The organism is Escherichia sp. WS1152 (assembly GCF_046487665.1).
GTDB lineage: Bacteria > Pseudomonadota > Gammaproteobacteria > Enterobacterales > Enterobacteriaceae > Escherichia > Escherichia coli.
The window spans coordinates 65112-86742 of sequence record NZ_JBJQJA010000015.1 but is presented as its reverse complement, the minus strand read 5'-3'; the positions used below and the strand labels follow the sequence as shown (position 1 = coordinate 86742).

The 21631-nt window shown below is 52.9% G+C and carries 19 protein-coding genes; 14 read left to right on the top strand and 5 right to left on the bottom strand.

Translation table 11 applies throughout. From position 1 onward, the window contains the following. Positions 1-5 precede the first annotated feature (5 nt). Together ilvD and ilvA are read left to right on the top strand one after the other, a co-directional pair. A complete protein-coding gene (gene ilvD, locus ACJHW7_RS19675) occupies positions 6-1856 on the top strand; it encodes a dihydroxy-acid dehydratase (RefSeq protein ID WP_001127394.1) in 1851 nt (616 codons plus the stop codon). A 2-nt stretch (positions 1857-1858) separates the two neighbouring features. Beyond that, the gene (gene ilvA / locus ACJHW7_RS19670) at positions 1859-3403 is read left to right on the top strand and encodes a threonine ammonia-lyase, biosynthetic (RefSeq protein ID WP_000785599.1); all 1545 of its coding nucleotides are present in this window, start codon (positions 1859-1861) and stop codon (positions 3401-3403) included. A gap of 51 nt (positions 3404-3454) precedes the next feature. Here ilvA and ilvY read toward each other — a convergent pair whose 3' ends face one another. Continuing rightward, positions 3455-4348: an HTH-type transcriptional activator IlvY gene (gene ilvY, locus ACJHW7_RS19665; RefSeq protein ID WP_000365788.1), complete on the bottom strand. Its 894-nt coding sequence runs from the start codon at positions 4346-4348 to the stop codon at positions 3455-3457. A 149-nt stretch (positions 4349-4497) separates the two neighbouring features. Here ilvY and ilvC point away from each other — a divergent pair, with 149 nt between their 5' ends. Next, positions 4498-5973 carry a ketol-acid reductoisomerase gene (gene ilvC, locus ACJHW7_RS19660; RefSeq protein ID WP_001296985.1) on the top strand — a complete coding sequence of 492 codons (1476 nt, stop codon included), beginning with the start codon at positions 4498-4500 and terminating at the stop codon, positions 5971-5973. Between the two features lie 45 nt (positions 5974-6018). Here the strand turns inward: ilvC and ppiC are convergent, their stop codons facing one another. Next, positions 6019-6300 carry a peptidylprolyl isomerase PpiC gene (gene ppiC / locus ACJHW7_RS19655; RefSeq protein WP_001140251.1) on the bottom strand — a complete coding sequence of 94 codons (282 nt, stop codon included), beginning with the start codon at positions 6298-6300 and terminating at the stop codon, positions 6019-6021. 198 nt (positions 6301-6498) lie between these two features. After that, complete coding sequence (locus ACJHW7_RS19650) at positions 6499-6948, bottom strand: type II toxin-antitoxin system PemK/MazF family toxin (protein ID WP_000996688.1); 450 nt, start codon at positions 6946-6948, stop codon at positions 6499-6501. 216 nt (positions 6949-7164) lie between these two features. On the opposite strand from ACJHW7_RS19650, the gene rep reads away from it, so the two are divergent. After that, complete coding sequence (gene rep, locus ACJHW7_RS19645) at positions 7165-9186, top strand: DNA helicase Rep (RefSeq protein ID WP_001238869.1); 2022 nt, start codon at positions 7165-7167, stop codon at positions 9184-9186. Between the two features lie 46 nt (positions 9187-9232). Here rep and gppA read toward each other — a convergent pair whose 3' ends face one another. Continuing rightward, entirely contained in the window at positions 9233-10717 is a 1485-nt protein-coding gene (gene gppA, locus ACJHW7_RS19640; RefSeq protein WP_021557360.1) for a guanosine-5'-triphosphate,3'-diphosphate diphosphatase, read from the bottom strand. 133 nt (positions 10718-10850) lie between these two features. Further along, positions 10851-12116 carry an ATP-dependent RNA helicase RhlB gene (gene rhlB / locus ACJHW7_RS19635; protein ID WP_000047499.1) on the bottom strand — a complete coding sequence of 422 codons (1266 nt, stop codon included), beginning with the start codon at positions 12114-12116 and terminating at the stop codon, positions 10851-10853. Between the two features lie 130 nt (positions 12117-12246). On the opposite strand from rhlB, the gene trxA reads away from it, so the two are divergent. The 10 genes from trxA (at position 12247) to rffC (ending at position 21627) form a co-directional block, all read left to right on the top strand. Next, a complete protein-coding gene (gene trxA, locus ACJHW7_RS19630) occupies positions 12247-12576 on the top strand; it encodes a thioredoxin TrxA (RefSeq protein ID WP_001280776.1) in 330 nt (109 codons plus the stop codon). A 140-nt stretch (positions 12577-12716) separates the two neighbouring features. Beyond that, a complete protein-coding gene (gene rhoL, locus ACJHW7_RS19625; RefSeq protein ID WP_001295255.1) occupies positions 12717-12818 on the top strand; it encodes a rho operon leader peptide RhoL in 102 nt (33 codons plus the stop codon). Positions 12819-12902: 84 nt separating this feature from the next. Continuing rightward, positions 12903-14162 (top strand): transcription termination factor Rho, encoded by a 1260-nt coding sequence (rho, locus tag ACJHW7_RS19620; protein ID WP_001054527.1) that lies wholly within the window; start codon positions 12903-12905, stop codon positions 14160-14162. Between the two features lie 239 nt (positions 14163-14401). After that, a complete protein-coding gene (gene wecA / locus ACJHW7_RS19615; protein ID WP_001050971.1) occupies positions 14402-15505 on the top strand; it encodes a UDP-N-acetylglucosamine--undecaprenyl-phosphate N-acetylglucosaminephosphotransferase in 1104 nt (367 codons plus the stop codon). An 11-nt stretch (positions 15506-15516) separates the two neighbouring features. Continuing rightward, positions 15517-16563 carry an ECA polysaccharide chain length modulation protein gene (wzzE, locus tag ACJHW7_RS19610; RefSeq protein ID WP_001299252.1) on the top strand — a complete coding sequence of 349 codons (1047 nt, stop codon included), beginning with the start codon at positions 15517-15519 and terminating at the stop codon, positions 16561-16563. 55 nt (positions 16564-16618) lie between these two features. After that, positions 16619-17749, top strand: a complete 1131-nt coding sequence (gene wecB, locus ACJHW7_RS19605) for a non-hydrolyzing UDP-N-acetylglucosamine 2-epimerase (RefSeq protein WP_000866673.1) — start codon at positions 16619-16621, stop codon at positions 17747-17749. Further along, positions 17746-19008 carry a UDP-N-acetyl-D-mannosamine dehydrogenase gene (gene wecC / locus ACJHW7_RS19600; protein WP_000006625.1) on the top strand — a complete coding sequence of 421 codons (1263 nt, stop codon included), beginning with the start codon at positions 17746-17748 and terminating at the stop codon, positions 19006-19008. The genes wecB and wecC overlap by 4 nt, the downstream gene beginning before the upstream one ends. Next, the gene (rffG, locus tag ACJHW7_RS19595; protein ID WP_001226604.1) at positions 19008-20075 is read left to right on the top strand and encodes a dTDP-glucose 4,6-dehydratase; all 1068 of its coding nucleotides are present in this window, start codon (positions 19008-19010) and stop codon (positions 20073-20075) included. Before wecC ends, rffG begins: the two co-directional genes overlap by 1 nt. A gap of 18 nt (positions 20076-20093) precedes the next feature. Continuing rightward, a complete protein-coding gene (rfbA, locus tag ACJHW7_RS19590; RefSeq protein ID WP_000676056.1) occupies positions 20094-20975 on the top strand; it encodes a glucose-1-phosphate thymidylyltransferase RfbA in 882 nt (293 codons plus the stop codon). Further along, entirely contained in the window at positions 20953-21627 is a 675-nt protein-coding gene (rffC, locus tag ACJHW7_RS19585) for a dTDP-4-amino-4,6-dideoxy-D-galactose acyltransferase (protein ID WP_001145196.1), read from the top strand. The genes rfbA and rffC overlap by 23 nt, the downstream gene beginning before the upstream one ends. Positions 21628-21631 lie beyond the last annotated feature (4 nt).

The following is a 21631-nucleotide window of genomic DNA, read 5'->3' as shown; positions in this document are numbered from 1 at the left end:
AAAGTATGCCTAAGTACCGTTCCGCCACCACCACTCATGGTCGTAATATGGCGGGTGCTCGTGCGCTGTGGCGCGCCACCGGAATGACCGACGCCGATTTTGGCAAGCCGATTATCGCGGTTGTGAACTCGTTCACCCAATTTGTACCGGGTCACGTCCATCTGCGCGATCTCGGTAAACTGGTCGCCGAACAAATTGAAGCGGCTGGCGGCGTTGCCAAAGAGTTCAACACCATTGCGGTGGATGATGGGATTGCCATGGGCCACGGGGGGATGCTTTATTCACTGCCATCTCGCGAACTGATCGCTGATTCCGTTGAGTATATGGTCAACGCCCACTGCGCCGACGCCATGGTCTGCATCTCTAACTGCGACAAAATCACCCCGGGGATGCTGATGGCTTCCCTGCGCCTGAATATTCCGGTGATCTTTGTTTCCGGCGGCCCGATGGAGGCCGGGAAAACCAAACTTTCCGATCAGATCATCAAGCTCGATCTGGTTGATGCGATGATCCAGGGCGCAGACCCGAAAGTATCTGACTCCCAGAGCGATCAGGTTGAACGTTCCGCGTGTCCGACCTGCGGTTCCTGCTCCGGGATGTTTACCGCTAACTCAATGAACTGCCTGACCGAAGCGCTGGGCCTGTCGCAGCCGGGCAACGGCTCGCTGCTGGCAACCCACGCCGACCGTAAGCAGCTGTTCCTTAATGCTGGTAAACGCATTGTTGAATTGACCAAACGTTATTACGAGCAAAACGACGAAAGTGCACTGCCGCGTAATATCGCCAGTAAGGCGGCGTTTGAAAACGCCATGACGCTGGATATCGCGATGGGTGGATCGACTAACACAGTACTTCACCTGCTGGCGGCGGCGCAGGAAGCGGAAATCGACTTCACCATGAGTGATATCGATAAGCTTTCCCGCAAGGTTCCACAGCTGTGTAAAGTTGCGCCGAGCACCCAGAAATACCATATGGAAGATGTTCACCGTGCTGGTGGTGTTATCGGTATTCTCGGCGAACTGGATCGCGCGGGGTTACTGAACCGTGATGTGAAAAACGTACTTGGCCTGACGTTGCCGCAAACGCTGGAACAATACGACGTTATGCTGACCCAGGATGACGCGGTAAAAAATATGTTCCGCGCCGGCCCTGCGGGTATTCGTACCACACAGGCATTCTCGCAGGATTGCCGTTGGGATTCTCTCGATGACGATCGCGCCAATGGCTGTATCCGCTCGCTGGAACACGCCTACAGCAAAGACGGCGGCCTGGCGGTGCTCTACGGTAATTTCGCAGAAAACGGCTGCATCGTTAAAACCGCGGGCGTCGATGACAGCATCCTCAAATTCACCGGCCCGGCGAAAGTGTACGAAAGCCAGGACGACGCGGTAGAAGCGATCCTCGGTGGCAAAGTTGTCGCGGGCGATGTGGTGGTGATCCGCTATGAAGGCCCGAAAGGCGGCCCTGGCATGCAGGAAATGCTCTACCCAACCAGCTTCCTGAAATCAATGGGTCTCGGTAAAGCCTGTGCGCTGATCACCGACGGTCGTTTCTCTGGCGGCACCTCTGGTCTTTCCATCGGCCACGTCTCACCGGAAGCGGCAAGCGGCGGCAGCATTGGTCTGATTGAAGATGGTGACCTGATCGCTATCGACATCCCGAACCGTGGCATTCAGTTACAGGTAAGCGATGCCGAACTGGCGGCGCGTCGTGAAGCGCAGGAAGCTCGGGGTGACAAAGCCTGGACGCCGAAAAACCGTGAACGTCAGGTTTCCTTTGCCCTGCGCGCCTACGCCAGCCTGGCAACCAGCGCCGACAAAGGTGCGGTGCGCGATAAATCGAAACTGGGGGGTTAATAATGGCTGACTCGCAACCCCTGTCCGGTGCTCCGGAAGGTGCCGAATATTTAAGAGCAGTGCTGCGCGCGCCGGTTTACGAGGCGGCGCAGGTTACGCCGCTACAAAAAATGGAAAAACTGTCGTCGCGTCTTGATAACGTCATTCTGGTGAAGCGCGAAGATCGCCAGCCAGTGCACAGCTTTAAGCTGCGCGGCGCATACGCCATGATGGCGGGCCTGACGGAAGAACAAAAAGCGCACGGCGTGATCACTGCTTCTGCGGGTAACCACGCGCAGGGCGTCGCGTTTTCTTCTGCGCGGTTAGGCGTGAAGGCCCTGATCGTTATGCCAACCGCCACCGCCGACATCAAAGTCGATGCGGTACGTGGATTCGGCGGCGAAGTGCTGCTTCATGGCGCGAACTTTGACGAAGCGAAAGCTAAAGCGATCGAACTGTCACAGCAGCAGGGGTTCACCTGGGTGCCGCCGTTCGACCATCCGATGGTGATTGCCGGGCAAGGCACGCTGGCGCTGGAACTGCTCCAGCAGGACGCCCATCTCGACCGCGTATTTGTGCCAGTCGGCGGCGGCGGTCTGGCGGCGGGCGTTGCGGTGCTGATCAAACAACTGATGCCACAAATCAAAGTGATCGCCGTAGAAGCGGAAGACTCCGCCTGCCTGAAAGCAGCGCTGGATGCGGGTCATCCGGTTGATCTGCCGCGCGTAGGGCTATTTGCTGAAGGCGTAGCGGTAAAACGCATCGGTGACGAAACCTTCCGTTTATGCCAGGAGTATCTCGACGACATCATCACCGTCGATAGTGATGCGATCTGTGCGGCGATGAAGGATTTATTCGAAGATGTGCGCGCGGTGGCGGAACCCTCTGGCGCGCTGGCGCTGGCGGGAATGAAAAAATATATCGCCCAGCACAACATTCGCGGCGAACGGCTGGCGCATATTCTTTCCGGTGCCAACGTGAACTTCCACGGCCTGCGCTACGTCTCGGAACGCTGCGAACTGGGCGAACAGCGTGAAGCGTTGTTGGCGGTGACCATTCCGGAAGAAAAAGGCAGCTTCCTCAAATTCTGCCAACTGCTTGGCGGGCGATCGGTCACCGAGTTCAACTACCGTTTTGCCGATGCCAAAAACGCCTGCATCTTTGTCGGCGTGCGCCTGAGCCGCGGCCTCGAAGAGCGCAAAGAAATTTTGCAGATGCTCAACGACGGCGGCTACAGCGTGGTGGATCTCTCCGACGACGAAATGGCGAAGTTGCATGTGCGCTATATGGTCGGCGGGCGTCCGTCACATCCGTTGCAGGAACGCCTCTACAGCTTCGAATTCCCGGAATCACCGGGCGCGCTGCTGCGCTTCCTCAACACGCTGGGTACGCACTGGAACATTTCTTTGTTCCACTATCGCAGCCATGGCACCGACTACGGGCGCGTACTGGCGGCGTTCGAACTCGGCGACCATGAACCGGATTTCGAAACCCGGCTAAATGAGCTGGGCTACGATTGCCACGACGAAACCAATAATCCGGCGTTCAGGTTCTTTTTGGCGGGTTAGGGAAAAATGCCTGATAGCGCTTCGCTTATCAGGCCTACCCGCGCGACAACGTCATTTGTGGTTCGGCAAAATCCTCCAGAACGCCTCAATCAGCGGCTCATGCAGCCGCTTTTTTTGTGCACACACGCCCAGTTCAAACGGCGTTTTCTCATCGCTGCGATCTAAAATCATTACCCGGTTGCGTACAGGCTCCGGGCTGTTTTCCAGCACCACTTCCGGCAACAGCGCCACACCACAGCCGAGCGCCACCATCGATACCATCGCTTCATGCCCGCCAACCGTGGCGTAAATCATCGGGTTGCTGATTTTATTGCGTCGAAACCACAGTTCAATGCGGCGGCGTACCGGCCCCTGATCGGCCATAATAAACGGCACCGTTGACCAGTCGGGCTTTTCGACAGATACCTGATTACGCACCGGGCAGGGCAGCGCGGGGGCAATCAGCACTACTGCCAGATTCTCCAGCATCGAAAACGCCACAGCGCCGGGTAGCGTCTCCGGTTTCCCGGCAATCGCCAGATCCGCTTCTCCCGTGACCACTTTTTCCATTGCATCTGCCGCATCACCAGTGGTGAGTTTGATCTCCACCGACGGGTGTTCCGCGCGGAAGCGGTCGAGAATCGGCGGTAGATGGCTGTAAGCGGCGGTCACCGAGCAGAAAATATGTAACTCGCCAGAGAGCGACGGCCCTTGCTGATCGATGGTGTGGCGCAGTTGCTGATACTGCAACAATGTTTGCTGGGCGAAAACGCGTAACTCTTCGCCCGCTTCGGTCAGCGTTACCGTGCGGTTATCGCGCACAAATAGCGGCTGACCAAGATCTTCTTCCAGGCGCTGAATCTGCCGTGAGAGCGTGGATGGGCTAACGTGCATCGCCCGCGCGCTGCGGCCAAAATGGCGGCTTTCCGCCAGATGCAGGAAGGTTTTCAGATCGCGTAAATCCAATGGCGCAGCTCTCAATGTTGACGTTGCAGAAATTGCAATGTGACGTTGTGAATATATCAATTTCCGCAATAAATTTCCTGTCATATAGTGAATTCAATCTCGCAAACGCGAACCGAACAATAAGAAGCACAACATCACGAGGAATCACCATGGCTAACTACTTCAATACACTGAACCTGCGCCAGCAGCTGGCACAGCTGGGCAAATGTCGCTTTATGGGGCGCGACGAATTCGCCGACGGCGCGAGCTACCTTCAGGATAAAAAAGTGGTTATCGTCGGCTGTGGCGCACAGGGGCTGAACCAGGGCCTGAACATGCGTGATTCTGGTCTCGATATCTCCTACGCTCTGCGTAAAGAAGCGATTGCCGAGAAGCGCGCGTCCTGGCGTAAAGCGACCGAAAACGGTTTTAAAGTTGGTACTTACGAAGAACTGATCCCGCAGGCGGATCTGGTGGTTAACCTGACGCCGGACAAGCAGCACTCTGATGTAGTGCGCACCGTACAGCCACTGATGAAAGACGGCGCGGCGCTGGGTTACTCGCACGGTTTCAACATCGTCGAAGTGGGCGAGCAGATCCGTAAAGATATCACCGTAGTCATGGTTGCGCCGAAATGCCCTGGCACCGAAGTGCGTGAAGAGTACAAACGTGGATTCGGCGTACCGACGCTGATTGCCGTTCACCCGGAAAACGATCCGAAAGGCGAAGGTATGGCGATCGCTAAAGCATGGGCGGCAGCAACCGGTGGTCACCGTGCGGGCGTGCTGGAATCGTCCTTCGTTGCGGAAGTGAAATCTGACCTGATGGGTGAGCAAACCATCCTGTGCGGTATGTTGCAGGCTGGCTCGCTGCTGTGCTTCGACAAGCTGGTGGAAGAGGGCACCGATCCGGCATACGCAGAAAAACTAATTCAGTTCGGTTGGGAAACCATCACCGAAGCGCTGAAGCAGGGCGGCATCACCCTGATGATGGACCGTCTCTCTAACCCGGCGAAACTGCGTGCTTATGCGCTGTCAGAACAGCTGAAAGAGATCATGGCACCGCTGTTCCAGAAACATATGGACGACATCATCTCCGGCGAATTCTCTTCCGGTATGATGGCGGACTGGGCCAACGATGATAAGAAACTGCTGACCTGGCGTGAAGAGACCGGCAAAACCGCGTTTGAAACCGCGCCGCAGTATGAAGGCAAAATCGGCGAGCAGGAGTACTTCGATAAAGGCGTACTGATGATCGCGATGGTAAAAGCGGGCGTTGAACTGGCGTTCGAAACCATGGTCGATTCCGGCATCATTGAAGAGTCTGCATATTATGAATCACTGCACGAGCTGCCGCTGATTGCCAACACCATCGCCCGTAAGCGTCTGTACGAAATGAACGTGGTTATCTCTGATACCGCTGAGTACGGTAACTATCTGTTCTCTTACGCTTGTGTGCCGTTGCTGAAACCGTTTATGGCAGAGCTGCAACCGGGCGATTTGGGTAAAGCTATTCCGGAAGGTGCGGTAGATAACGCGCAACTGCGTGATGTGAACGAAGCGATTCGCAGCCATGCGATTGAGCAGGTAGGTAAGAAACTGCGCGGCTACATGACTGATATGAAACGTATTGCAGTTGCGGGTTAATAGCGATTCAGAGTTCAAGGCCTTCTCCCGGAGAAGGCCTTGCTATTAGTTACGGTACAGCACCTTAATGATGTGGTAACCGAACTGGGTGTGCAGCGGGCCGGTTGGCTCCAGTACCGGACAAGAGAACACAACTTTATCGAACGCCGGAACCATCTGACCCTGGCGGAATTCACCTAAATCACCGCCGCGTTTGCCTGATGGGCAAATGGAGTGTTTCTTCGCCAGCTTGCCGAAATCGGCACCGTTCTTAATCTGCTCGAGAAGATCCAGAGCCAGTTTCTCTTCTTTTACAAGGATATGCAGTGCTGCTGCTGTTTTTGCCATGATCGTGCCTTGAGTGAATAATTGTCAGGCGGCGATTTTAGCATGATCCGCAGATGCTAACGTAATTGTCAGTCAGGGAGGGGCTGGTACATATATGGCAAAAGCCCGGAAAATCCGGGCTTCGCAGGTCCCTCAAGGGGAGAAAACTTAGGGCCTCTATGGGCTACAAAGTCATTATCGGGGATGGTGATTTTATTGTCAATTTATGAGCGATATGGCATTGATTGACTTGATGACCGCCCTCTGTATGTCTGCAACCAACTCATGTGGCAAACATTGATTAAGATACCCTCTGTAAGTTCTTGCTCTGTTTAATCTGTTTCGACTGACTTGTTGTACCAGGTCGGCTTTGGCCCAACGAATCTGCTGATCAAAGAATTGCAGGTCATTGATAACATTACTGGCTATTTCAACATGCATTCCACGATTTAACTTGTCATGGTCGCGAGTGGTTGATAATGGAACGACGATACATGCGTTGCCATTAATTTTTCCGTTGAGCACGACAACTAACCTGTTTTTTATCATTTCAGGAGGAATGCGGCCATCGTAATACGTGGTGCTGAACGGTCCATTTTGGCTAACAGGATAGTTACCAAAGTTGCATTCCAGTATTTCACCAACCTTAGGGCTGAAATTAATCGCCACGAGTAAACCTCTCCTTAGTAAACTCTGAAAAAGTAATAACACAACGTTACGACCCGATATTTTCTAAGTCTAATGGATTCACGATGAACTCCGATTTCGGTCTTCTCTCTCTGATTTAAACATCCGCAGCCAACCGGTTAGCGGCTTACACGCGGTCACATTCAAATGCGATTCTGCTACAATCCTCCCCCCGTTCGAAGATTGAGCAATACACCTATGCGTCTAAACCCCGGCCAACAACAAGCTGTCGAATTCGTTACCGGCCCCTGCCTGGTGCTGGCGGGCGCGGGTTCCGGTAAAACTCGCGTGATCACCAATAAAATCGCCCATCTGATCCGCGGTTGCGGTTATCAGGCGCGGCACATTGCGGCGGTGACCTTTACTAATAAAGCAGCGCGCGAGATGAAAGAGCGTGTAGGGCAGACGCTGGGGCGCAAAGAGGCGCGTGGGCTGATGATCTCCACTTTCCATACGTTGGGGCTGGATATCATCAAACGCGAGTATGCGGCGCTTGGGATGAAAGCGAACTTCTCGTTGTTTGACGATACCGATCAGCTTGCTTTGCTTAAAGAGTTGACCGAGGGGCTGATTGAAGATGACAAAGTTCTCCTGCAACAACTGATTTCGACCATCTCTAACTGGAAGAACGATCTCAAAACTCCGGCGCAGGCGGCGGCAGAGGCAAAGGGCGAGCGGGATCGTATTTTTGCCCATTGTTATGGGCTGTATGATGCACACCTGAAAGCCTGTAACGTTCTCGACTTCGATGATCTGATTTTATTGCCGACGTTGCTGCTGCAACGCAATGAAGAAGTCCGCGAGCGCTGGCAGAACAAAATTCGCTATCTGCTGGTGGATGAGTATCAGGACACCAACACCAGCCAGTATGAGCTGGTGAAACTGCTGGTGGGCAGCCGCGCGCGCTTTACCGTGGTGGGCGATGACGACCAGTCGATCTACTCCTGGCGCGGTGCACGTCCGCAAAACCTGGTGCTGCTGAGTCAGGATTTTCCGGCGCTGAAGGTGATTAAGCTTGAGCAGAACTACCGCTCTTCCGGACGTATTTTGAAAGCGGCGAACATCCTGATCGCCAATAATCCGCACGTCTTTGAAAAGCGTCTGTTCTCCGAACTGGGTTACGGCACAGAGCTAAAAGTTTTAAGCGCGAATAACGAGGAACATGAAGCCGAGCGCGTCACCGGCGAGCTGATCGCCCATCACTTCGTCAATAAAACGCAGTACAAAGATTACGCCATTCTTTATCGCGGCAACCATCAGTCGCGGGTATTTGAAAAATTCCTGATGCAAAACCGCATCCCGTACAAAATATCTGGTGGTACGTCGTTTTTCTCTCGTCCTGAAATCAAGGACTTGCTGGCTTATCTGCGCGTGCTGACTAACCCGGACGATGACAGCGCATTTCTGCGTATCGTTAACACGCCGAAGCGAGAGATTGGCCCGGCGACGCTGAAAAAGTTGGGTGAGTGGGCGATGACGCGCAATAAAAGCATGTTTACCGCCAGCTTTGATATGGGCCTGAGTCAGACGCTTAGCGGACGTGGTTATGAAGCATTGACCCGCTTCACTCACTGGTTGGCAGAAATCCAGCGCCTGGCGGAGCGGGAGCCGATTGCTGCGGTGCGTGATCTGATCCATGGCATGGATTATGAATCCTGGCTGTACGAAACATCGCCCAGCCCGAAAGCAGCCGAAATGCGCATGAAGAACGTCAACCAACTGTTTAGCTGGATGACGGAGATGCTGGAAGGCAGCGAACTGGATGAGCCGATGACGCTCACCCAGGTGGTGACGCGCTTTACTTTGCGCGACATGATGGAGCGTGGTGAGAGTGAAGAAGAGCTGGATCAGGTGCAACTGATGACTCTCCACGCGTCGAAAGGGCTGGAGTTTCCTTATGTCTACATGGTCGGTATGGAAGAAGGGTTTTTGCCGCACCAGAGCAGTATCGATGAAGATAATATCGATGAGGAGCGGCGGCTGGCCTATGTCGGCATTACCCGCGCCCAGAAGGAATTGACCTTTACGCTGTGTAAAGAACGCCGTCAGTACGGCGAACTGGTGCGCCCGGAGCCGAGCCGCTTTTTGCTGGAGCTGCCGCAGGATGATCTGATTTGGGAACAGGAGCGCAAAGTGGTCAGCGCCGAAGAACGGATGCAGAAAGGGCAAAGCCATCTGGCGAATCTGAAAGCGATGATGGCGGCAAAACGAGGGAAATAATCAAGGCCGGAAAAGATGCGTCAGCATCGCATCCGGCACTTACTCATTAATGCACTTCCAGCGGCCAGTGGACATAGCTCTGCCACTGGCTTTCCTGAGCAATAATCTCTTTACCCAGCGGATGTTGGGTTAGCCAACCTTGCGGAAGCGTCAAGGTCAACAGTTCATGGTTAGCCTGTAATGTCATCTCTGGCACGAGATCGTCACGGCGACGGCTGGCAAAAATGATAGCCAGGCGGAGTAAACGGCAGAGTTGTTCTGCGACGCGCGGCGGTACGGCATTTTGCTGATGCAGCGATGAGAGATCGACCGGATTAGTCTGGTTGAGCAGTAGCGTCGCCAGCAATTTTTTCTGTGCGGGGGTAAAACCGGGAAGATCCAGATTACGCACCAGATAAGCAGCGTGTTGCGGCGCTTGTTTGAAGTCAACGCTCAGGCCGATTTCATGAAGCTGACAGGCGCTGATGAGCAAATCGCGGCTTATTGCTTCAAGATGCCATTCGTTTTCCACCTGATCGAAGAAGTTAGCCGCAACTTTGGCTACGCGCTGTGCCTGATCAATATCGATCATAAAGCGGCGTTGAATATTACGCAGCGTACGGCTGCGAATATCCTGCTCGACGGCCAGATGCAACATGCCGTAGACCAGGCCTTCACGCAGCGCACCGCCCGCCAGGGTCATACACTGAATATTCAGTTCGGTAAAAATGGCGATCAGGATCGCCAGACCACTCGGGAACACTAACGCACGTTCCAGCGTCAGCCCGTCAATCTCCAGTTCCTCCAACCGACCGCAATGAATGGCTCGCTGTTTCAATTGCTGCAACTTTTCCAGGGTAATGCGTTCATCCATCCCCTGTGCCATCATGATTTCCTGTAACGCCTGCACGGTGCCGGAAGCACCAACGCACACTTTCCAGCCGTGATACCGTAATTCATCGGCAACCGGACGTAACACTTCGCGTGCCGCTTTTTCTGCAGAATCAAAATTTTCCTGCCCCAGATTACGATCGGCAAAATAGCGTTCCAGCCAGGTGACGCAGCCCATCGACAGGCTGAACAACGAGGTGGTTTGTGCACCCGTGCCGGTTACCAGTTCAGTACTGGCTCCGCCTATATCCACCACCAGGCGCTGATCGGCACCACCAGTGGTGTGAGCAACGCCCTGATAAATCAGACGTGCTTCCTCTTCACCGCTGATCACTTGTACCGGACAACCGAGAATTTCCTGCGCTTTGGCAATAAAATCACCCGCATTGACGGCAAGGCGTAACGTCGCCGTAGCGACAACGCGAATTTGCGAGGGAGGAATATCTTGCAGACGTTCAGCAAACAGGCGCAAACATTGCCAACCGCGCTCCATTGCTTCATTGGAAAGGGCATTTTCGCTATTCAGGCCAGCAGCCAGACGCACTTTGCGTTTTATTCGCGTCAGCGTCTGGATGCTTCCAGCCACCTCGCGCACAACCAGCATATGAAAACTATTCGAACCGAGATCAATGGCTGCATACAGCGACGAGGTGGAACCCATACTCTTCATCCTTCAATCTGTCTCTGTGTTGGCTGCATTCTTTCACCTGAATCACTTACTACAGTAAGTGATTCAGGATTCATTCTCTTGCCATCTTGATACAGTTTGAATGATTTTGAGTATGACATTTTATTTAACCTGAACGACGACGATTACGCGGAGCGCCAGTACGACGCGGACCATTGCCTGTACGCGGGCGCGTGAGGCGCAGCGGTTTTGGCAGATCGGTCATCAATGCGTCCGGATTGTATTTGCTTACCGGAATTGAGTGACCAATATAGGTCTCAATAGCAGGCAAATTCAATGCATACTCTTCACACGCCAGGCTAATAGAGTGACCGCTTGCGCCTGCGCGACCTGTACGACCAATACGGTGAACGTAATCTTCACAGTCATCGGGTAAATCGTAGTTAAAGACGTGCGTCACTGCCGGAATATGCAAACCACGCGCGGCAACGTCGGTGGCAACCAGAATATCCAGATCGCCACGGGTAAATTCATCAAGAATACGCAGACGTTTTTTCTGCGCGACATCGCCTGTCAACAAACCGACACGATGACCATCTGCCGCCAGGTGGCCCCAGATCTCTTCACAACGGTGTTTGGTATTGGCGAAAATAATCGCTCTGTCTGGCCACTCTTCTTCGATCAGCGTTTGCAGCAAACGCATTTTTTCTTCGTTAGAAGGGTAGAAAAGCTCTTCTTTAATACGGTGGCCCGTTTTCTGTTCCGGTTCCACTTCAATATATTCGGCATTGTTCATCTGCTCGAACGCCAGTTCACGTACCCGGTACGAAAGCGTGGCGGAGAACAGCATGTTGAGGCGCTGGTTTGCAGGCGGCATACGGCGGAACAGCCAGCGGATATCTTTAATAAAGCCCAGATCGTACATGCGATCGGCTTCGTCCAGTACCACTACCTGAATGGCACCGAGGTTAATGTGGTTCTGCTTGGCGTAGTCAATTAAACGACCCGTGGTGCCAATCAGAATGTCAACGCCGCTTTCCAGCACTTTCAGCTGTTTGTCGTAGCCATCACCACCGTAAGCCAGACCCAGCTTCAGGCCGGTAGCTTCCGCCAGCGGTTCTGCGTCGGCATGGATCTGCACGGCAAGTTCACGCGTCGGTGCCATAATTAAGGCACGTGGTTGATTCACCTTGCGATCGGCAATCGCAGGATGAGAGAGAAGATAATGAAACGTTGACGTAAGAAACGCCATCGTTTTCCCGGTACCGGTTTGCGCCTGCCCGGCTACGTCACGACCCGCCAGCGTCAGCGGAAGGGCCAGTGCCTGAATGGGCGTACAGTTATGAAACCCTTTTTTTTCAAGGGCTTCTACAACCTTCGGATGCAGGGCGAAGTCGGAAAACTTCTGTTCTGTTAAATGTGTTTTGCTCATAGTGTGGTAGAATATCAGCTTACTATTGCTTTACGAAAGCGTATCCGGTGAAATAAAGTCAACCTTTAGTTGGTTAATGTTACACCAACAACGAAACCAACACGCCAGGCTTATTCCTGTGGAGTTATATATGAGCGATAAAATTATTCACCTGACTGACGACAGTTTTGACACGGATGTACTCAAAGCGGACGGGGCGATCCTCGTCGATTTCTGGGCAGAGTGGTGCGGTCCGTGCAAAATGATCGCCCCGATTCTGGATGAAATCGCTGACGAATATCAGGGCAAACTGACCGTTGCAAAACTGAACATCGATCAAAACCCTGGCACTGCGCCGAAATATGGCATCCGTGGTATCCCGACTCTGCTGCTGTTCAAAAACGGTGAAGTGGCGGCAACCAAAGTGGGCGCACTGTCTAAAGGTCAGTTGAAAGAGTTCCTCGACGCTAACCTGGCGTAAGGGAATTTCATGTTCGGGTGCCCCGTCGCTAAAAACTGGACGCCCGGCGTGAGTCATGCTAACTTAGTGTTGACTTCGTATTAAACATACCTTATTAAGTTTGAATCTTGTAATTTCCAACGCTTCCCGTTTTATCTTAAATGCGAAGTGAACAGATTTCTGGCTCGTCACTCAATCCGTCTTGTCGTTTCAGTTCTGCGTACTCTCCTGTGACCAGGCAGCGAAAAGACATGAGTCGATGACCGTAAACAGGCATGGATGATCCTGCCATACCATTCACAACATTAAGTTCGAGATTTACCCCAAGTTTAAGAACTCACACCACTATGAATCTTACCGAATTAAAGAATACGCCGGTTTCTGAGCTGATCACTCTCGGCGAAAATATGGGGCTGGAAAACCTGGCTCGTATGCGTAAGCAGGACATTATTTTTGCCATCCTGAAGCAGCACGCAAAGAGTGGCGAAGATATCTTTGGTGATGGCGTACTGGAGATATTGCAGGATGGATTTGGTTTCCTCCGTTCCGCAGACAGCTCCTACCTCGCCGGTCCTGATGACATCTACGTTTCCCCTAGCCAAATCCGCCGTTTCAACCTCCGCACTGGTGATACCATCTCTGGTAAGATTCGCCCGCCGAAAGAAGGTGAACGCTATTTTGCGCTGCTGAAAGTTAACGAAGTTAACTTCGACAAACCTGAAAACGCCCGCAACAAAATCCTCTTTGAGAACTTAACCCCGCTGCACGCAAACTCTCGTCTGCGTATGGAACGTGGTAACGGTTCTACTGAAGATTTAACTGCTCGCGTACTGGATCTGGCATCACCTATCGGTCGTGGTCAGCGTGGTCTGATTGTGGCACCGCCGAAAGCCGGTAAAACCATGCTGCTGCAGAACATTGCTCAGAGCATTGCTTACAACCACCCGGATTGTGTGCTGATGGTTCTGCTGATCGACGAACGTCCGGAAGAAGTAACCGAGATGCAGCGTCTGGTAAAAGGTGAAGTTGTTGCTTCTACCTTTGACGAACCCGCATCTCGCCACGTTCAGGTTGCGGAAATGGTGATCGAGAAGGCGAAACGCCTGGTTGAGCACAAGAAAGACGTTATCATTCTGCTCGACTCCATCACTCGTCTGGCGCGCGCTTACAACACCGTTGTTCCGGCGTCAGGTAAAGTGTTGACCGGTGGTGTGGACGCCAATGCCCTTCATCGTCCGAAACGCTTCTTTGGTGCGGCGCGTAACGTGGAAGAGGGCGGCAGCCTGACCATTATCGCGACGGCGCTTATCGATACCGGTTCTAAAATGGACGAAGTTATCTACGAAGAGTTTAAAGGTACAGGCAACATGGAACTGCACCTCTCTCGTAAGATCGCTGAAAAACGCGTCTTCCCGGCTATCGACTACAACCGTTCCGGTACCCGTAAAGAAGAGCTGCTCACGACTCAGGAAGAACTGCAGAAAATGTGGATCCTGCGCAAAATCATTCACCCGATGGGCGAAATCGATGCAATGGAATTCCTCATTAATAAACTGGCAATGACCAAGACCAATGACGATTTCTTCGAAATGATGAAACGCTCATAAATTTGTCTTATGCCAAAAACGCCACGTGTTTACGTGGCGTTTTGCTTTTATATCTGTAATCTTAATGCCGCGCTGGCGATGTTAGGAAAATTCCTGGAATTTGCTGGCATGTTATGCAATTTGCATATCAAATGGTTAATTTTTGCACAGGACTGGTGGGTTCGGAACGGACTTTCCCTTCTGAATAAAGGTCTTCGTGGTTATACTTCTGCTAATAATTTTCTCTGAGAGCATGCATTGTGAATTTACTGACAGTGAGTACTGATCTCATCAGTATTTTTTTATTCACGACACTGTTTCTGTTTTTTGCCCGTAAGGTGGCAAAAAAAGTCGGTTTAGTGGATAAACCAAACTTCCGCAAACGTCACCAGGGGTTGATACCACTCGTTGGGGGTATTTCGGTTTACGCAGGGATTTGCTTCACGTTCGGAATTGTCGATTACTATATTCCGCATGCATCTCTCTATCTCGCTTGTGCCGGTGTGCTTGTTTTCATTGGCGCGCTGGATGACCGTTTTGATATCAGCGTAAAAATCCGTGCCACCATACAGGCCGCTGTTGGCATTGTTATGATGGTGTTTGGCAACCTTTATCTCAGTAGCCTGGGTTATATCTTTGGCTCCTGGGAGATGGTGCTCGGACCGTTTGGTTACTTCCTGACGCTATTTGCCGTCTGGGCGGCCATTAATGCGTTCAACATGGTTGATGGCATTGATGGCTTGCTGGGCGGGTTGTCCTGCGTCTCGTTTGCAGCAATCGGTATGATTTTGTGGTTCGACGGGCAAACCAGCCTCGCAATCTGGTGCTTTGCGATGATCGCCGCCATCCTGCCATACATCATGCTTAACCTTGGTATCCTGGGTCGCCGCTACAAAGTCTTTATGGGTGATGCGGGCAGTACGCTGATTGGTTTTACCGTTATCTGGATCCTGCTCGAAACGACCCAGGGCAAAACCCATCCCATCAGCCCGGTTACCGCTTTGTGGATAATCGCCATTCCGCTAATGGATATGGTGGCGATTATGTACCGTCGCCTGCGTAAAGGCATGAGCCCATTCTCTCCTGACCGTCAGCATATTCACCATTTGATCATGCGTGCCGGGTTTACTTCCCGTCAGGCGTTTGTGCTGATTACCCTTGCCGCAGCACTGCTCGCTTCCATTGGCGTGCTGGCAGAATATTCTCATTTTGTCCCGGAGTGGGTCATGCTGGTGCTCTTTTTGCTAGCATTCTTCCTCTATGGATATTGCATTAAGCGTGCCTGGAAAGTTGCTCGCTTTATTAAGCGCGTAAAACGCAGACTGCGTAGAAATCGTGGTGGCAGCCCCAATTTAACCAAATAAATGAGGATGTGATGACACAACCAATGCCTGGGAAACCGGCCGAAGACGCTGAAAATGAACTGGATATTCGTGGGTTGTTTCGTACCTTGTGGGCTGGGAAGCTATGGATTATTGGCATGGGGCTGGCGTTTGCGTTAATCGCGCTGGCGTATACTTTTTTTGCTCGACAAGAGTGGAGCGCGACGGCGATTACCGATCGTCCAACGGTGAATATGCTGGGGGGATATTACTCGCAGCAGCAATTTTTGCGTAACCTGGATGCCCGTTCAAACATGGCTTCTGCCGACCAACCATCGGTCATGGACGAAGCCTATAAAGAGTTTGTTATGCAACTGGCCTCGTGGGATACCCGCAGAGAGTTCTGGCTGCAAACCGACTATTACAAGCAGCGGATGGTGGGCAACAGCAAAGCCGATGCGGCGTTGCTGGATGAAATGATTAACAACATCCAGTTTATCCCCGGAGACTTTACCCGCGCGGTCAATGACAGCGTGAAGCTTATTGCCGAAACCGCGCCTGACGCTAATAACCTGTTACGTCAGTATGTTGCTTTTGCCAGCCAGCGTGCAGCCAGCCATCTGAATGATGAGCTGAAAGGCGCATGGGCGGCACGCACCATCCAGATGAAAGCTCAGGTGAAGCGTCAGGAAGAGGTGGCGAAAGCCATCTACGACCGCCGGATGAACAGCATTGAGCAGGCGCTGAAAATTGCTGAGCAGCATAATATTTCGCGCAGTGCGACAGATGTGCCTGCCGAGGAATTACCTGATTCAGAAATGTTCCTGCTTGGGCGTCCAATGCTCCAGGCTCGACTGGAAAATTTACAGGCCGTCGGTCCGGCCTTTGATCTCGACTATGATCAGAATCGGGCCATGTTAAACACCCTGAATGTTGGTCCAACCCTGGATCCGCGTTTTCAGACCTATCGCTATTTGCGTACGCCGGAAGAACCGGTAAAACGCGATAGCCCACGTCGTGCCTTCCTGATGATTATGTGGGGCATTGTCGGGGGGCTGATCGGGGCTGGTGTCGCATTAACCCGCCGTTGCTCGAAATAGCAACACTGCTGCTGCGAGCGCAAAGGCGCTCGCCGCTTATTCGAAGAGAATCGATGTGAAAGTACTGACTGTATTTGGTACGCGCCCGGAAGCCATCAAGATGGCTCCGTTGGTGCATGCGTTGGCAAAAGATCCTTTTTTTGAGGCTAAAGTTTGCGTCACTGCGCAGCATCGGGAGATGCTCGATCAGGTGCTGAAACTCTTTTCCATTGTACCTGACTACGATCTCAACATAATGCAGCCAGGACAGGGCCTGACAGAGATAACCTGTCGGATTCTGGAAGGGCTAAAACCTATTCTTGCCGAGTTCAAACCAGACGTCGTGCTGGTTCACGGCGACACAACAACGACGCTGGCAACCAGCCTGGCGGCGTTTTATCAGCGTATTCCTGTTGGTCACGTTGAGGCTGGTTTACGCACGGGCGATCTCTATTCGCCGTGGCCGGAAGAGGCTAACCGTACATTGACCGGGCATCTGGCGATGTATCACTTCTCTCCAACCGAAACTTCCCGGCAAAACTTGCTGCGTGAAAACGTTGCGGATAGCCGAATCTTCATTACTGGTAATACAGTCATTGATGCACTGTTATGGGTGCGTGATCAGGTGATGAGCAGCGACACGCTGCGTTCAGAACTGGCGGCAAATTACCCGTTTATCGACCCCGATAAAAAGATGATTCTGGTGACCGGTCACAGGCGTGAAAGTTTCGGTCGTGGCTTTGAAGAAATCTGCCACGCGCTGGCAGACATCGCCACCACGCACCAGGACATCCAGATTGTCTATCCGGTGCATCTCAACCCGAACGTCAGAGAGCCGGTCAATCGCATTCTGGGGCATGTGAAAAATGTCATTCTGATCAATCCCCAGGAGTATTTACCGTTTGTCTGGCTGATGAACCACGCCTGGCTGATTTTGACCGACTCAGGCGGCATTCAGGAAGAAGCGCCTTCGCTGGGGAAACCGGTGCTGGTGATGCGCGATACCACTGAGCGTCCGGAAGCGGTGACGGCGGGTACGGTGCGTCTGGTAGGCACGGATAAGCAGCGAATTGTCGAGGAAGTGACGCGTCTTTTAAAAGACGAAAACGAATATCAAACTATGAGCCGCGCCCATAACCCGTATGGTGATGGTCAGGCATGCTCTCGCATTCTGGAAGCGTTAAAAAATAATCGGATATCACTATGAGTTTTGCGACCATTTCTGTTATCGGACTGGGTTACATCGGGCTGCCTACAGCAGCAGCGTTTGCCTCACGGCAAAAACAGGTGATTGGTGTCGATATCAACCAACACGCGGTTGATACCATCAATCGTGGCGAAATCCATATCGTCGAGCCTGATTTGGCGAGCGTAGTAAAAACTGCCGTAGAAGGCGGTTTTTTACGAGCGAGCACGACGCCAGTTGAAGCGGATGCCTGGCTGATTGCTGTACCCACGCCGTTTAAAGGCGATCATGAGCCAGATATGACCTACGTTGAATCGGCTGCTCGCTCCATTGCGCCAGTGCTGAAAAAAGGCGCGCTGGTGATCCTTGAATCCACCTCGCCGGTGGGGTCAACCGAGAAGATGGCAGAATGGTTAGCAGAGATGCGTCCGGATCTCACTTTCCCACAGCAGGTGGGCGAGCAGGCGGACGTCAACATTGCTTACTGCCCGGAACGCGTGTTACCGGGCCAGGTTATGGTCGAGCTGATTAAAAACGATCGCGTGATTGGTGGTATGACGCCGGTTTGTTCGACCCGCGCCAGCGAACTGTACAAAATTTTCCTCGAAGGTGAGTGTGTCGTCACTAACTCGCGGACGGCGGAAATGTGTAAGCTCACCGAAAACAGCTTCCGCGATGTGAATATCGCTTTTGCTAATGAATTGTCGCTGATTTGTGCCGATCAGGGGATTAACGTCTGGGAACTGATTCGCCTGGCGAATCGTCACCCTCGCGTTAATATTCTTCAGCCTGGCCCTGGCGTGGGCGGTCACTGCATTGCTGTTGATCCGTGGTTTATCGTGGCACAGAACCCCCAGCAGGCGCGGCTTATCCGTACCGCGCGCGAAGTTAACGATCACAAACCGTTCTGGGTTATCGATCAGGTGAAAGCGGCGGTTGCCGACTGCCTTGCTGCTACCGATAAACGCGCCAGTGAACTGAAAATCGCCTGCTTTGGTCTGGCGTTTAAACCGAATATTGATGACCTGCGCGAAAGCCCGGCGATGGAAATCGCTGAACTGATCGCCCAGTGGCATAGCGGCGAAACTCTGGTTGTTGAGCCTAACATCCACCAGTTGCCGAAAAAACTGACCGGGCTTTGTACTCTGGCGCAGCTTGACGAGGCGCTGGCAACGGCAGACGTGCTGGTGATGCTGGTCGATCATAGTCAGTTCAAAGTTATCAATGGCGACAATGTCCATCAGCAGTATGTCGTCGATGCCAAAGGAGTCTGGCGTTGATGAGAAAAATTCTGATAACAGGTGGTGCCGGGTTTATTGGCTCGGCGCTGGTGCGTTATATCATCAACGAAACGAGCGACGCGGTGGTAGTGGTCGATAAGCTGACCTACGCCGGAAACCTGATGTCGCTGGCACCGGTCGCGCAAAGCGAGCGCTTTGCCTTTGAGAAAGTTGATATCTGCGATCGGGCAGAACTGGCACGCGTATTCACTGAGCATCAGCCAGACTGTGTCATGCATCTGGCAGCCGAAAGCCATGTTGACCGTTCTATTGACGGCCCGGCAGCGTTTATTGAAACCAACATTGTCGGGACTTATACATTGCTTGAAGCGGCGCGGGCTTACTGGAATACGCTGACGGAAGATAAAAAATCAGCGTTCCGTTTTCATCATATCTCCACCGACGAAGTATATGGTGACCTGCACTCGACGGATGATTTCTTCACCGAAACCACGCCGTATGCGCCGAGCAGCCCTTATTCCGCGTCAAAAGCCAGTAGCGACCATCTGGTGCGCGCCTGGCTGCGGACCTACGGTCTGCCGACGCTGATCACCAACTGCTCGAATAACTACGGTCCTTACCACTTTCCGGAAAAACTGATCCCGCTGATGATCCTCAACGCGCTGGCGGGTAAACCGCTGCCGGTATATGGCAACGGGCAGCAAATCCGTGACTGGCTGTATGTGGAAGATCACGCCCGCGCGCTGTATTGCGTGGCGACCACCGGGAAAGTCGGTGAAACCTATAATATTGGTGGTCACAACGAGCGTAAGAATCTCGATGTTGTGGAAACCATTTGCGAGCTGCTGGAAGAACTGGCTCCGAACAAGCCGCACGGCGTGGCGCACTATCGTGACTTGATCACCTTTGTCGCTGACCGTCCGGGGCATGATCTGCGTTATGCCATTGATGCTTCGAAAATTGCCCGTGAACTTGGTTGGCTGCCACAGGAAACCTTTGAAAGTGGAATGCGTAAAACGGTGCAGTGGTATCTGGCTAATGAAAGCTGGTGGAAGCAGGTGCAGGACGGCAGCTATCAGGGCGAGCGTTTAGGTCTGAAAGGCTAATTTTCAGCGGAGGCAAACATGAAAGGTATTATCCTGGCGGGCGGTTCCGGCACCCGATTGCATCCGATTACGCGCGGCGTATCGAAGCAACTGTTGCCGATTTACGATAAGCCAATGATTTACTATCCGCTGTCGGTGCTGATGTTGGCCGGTATCCGCGAAATTCTCATCATCACTACGCCGGAAGATAAAGGTTATTTCCAGCGCCTGCTGGGCGATGGTAGTGAGTTCGGTATCCAGCTGGAATACGCCGAACAGCCCAGCCCGGACGGTCTGGCGCAGGCCTTTATCATCGGTGAAACCTTCCTCAACGGTGAACCTTCTTGTCTGGTGCTGGGCGATAACATCTTCTTCGGTCAGGGCTTCAGTCCGAAGCTGCGTCATGTTGCGGCGCGCACGGAAGGGGCGACGGTATTTGGCTATCAGGTGATGGACCCGGAACGCTTTGGCGTGGTGGAGTTTGACGACAATTTCCGCGCTATCTCGCTGGAAGAAAAGCCAAAACAGCCGAAGTCAAACTGGGCGGTGACCGGGCTTTATTTCTACGACAGTAAAGTCGTGGAGTACGCAAAGCAGGTGAAGCCGTCGGAGCGTGGTGAACTGGAGATTACCTCCATCAACCAGATGTACCTCGAGGCGGGCAACCTGACCGTTGAACTGCTCGGGCGCGGATTTGCCTGGCTGGACACTGGCACTCACGACAGCCTGATTGAAGCCAGTACCTTTGTGCAGACAGTAGAAAAACGCCAGGGCTTTAAGATTGCCTGCCTGGAAGAGATCGCCTGGCGTAACGGCTGGCTCGATGACGAGGGTGTGAAGCGTGCTGCCAGTTCATTAGCGAAAACTGGCTACGGCCAATATCTGCTGGAGTTACTTCGTGCCCGTCCGCGCCAGTATTGAGCCACTAACCTGGGAAAACGCCTTCTTTGGTGTTAACAGCGCCATCGTGCGCATTACGTCTGAAGCACCGCTCCTGACGCCAGACGTGTTAGCGCCGTGGTCACGGGTGCAGGCCAAAATTGCGGCATCAAATACGGGTGAACTGGATGCCCTGCAACAGCTGGGATTCTCCCTGGTAGAAGGTGAAGTTGATTTGGCACTACCCGTGAACAATGTCAGTGATAGTGGTGCTGTAGTGGCACAAGAGACCGATATTCCCGCATTACGTCAGTTAGCCAGCGCCGCATTTGCGCAAAGCCGTTTTCGTGCGCCGTGGTATGCGCCTGACGCCAGCAGACGCTTTTATGCACAGTGGATTGAAAATGCCGTGCGCGGCACCTTTGATCATCAATGTCTGATTTTACGTGCGGCGTCCGGCGGTATTCGCGGTTATGTCTCTTTACGGGAACTCAATGCGACAGATGCGCGAATTGGCCTGCTGGCTGGACGCGGTGTAGGTGCTGAGCTGATGCAAACGGCGCTAAACTGGGCGTATGCTCGCGGTAAAACAACTTTGCGGGTGGCGACCCAAATGGGCAACACCGCCGCGCTTAAACGATACATACAAAGTGGTGCGAATGTAGAAAGCACCGCGTACTGGTTATACAGGTGATCAC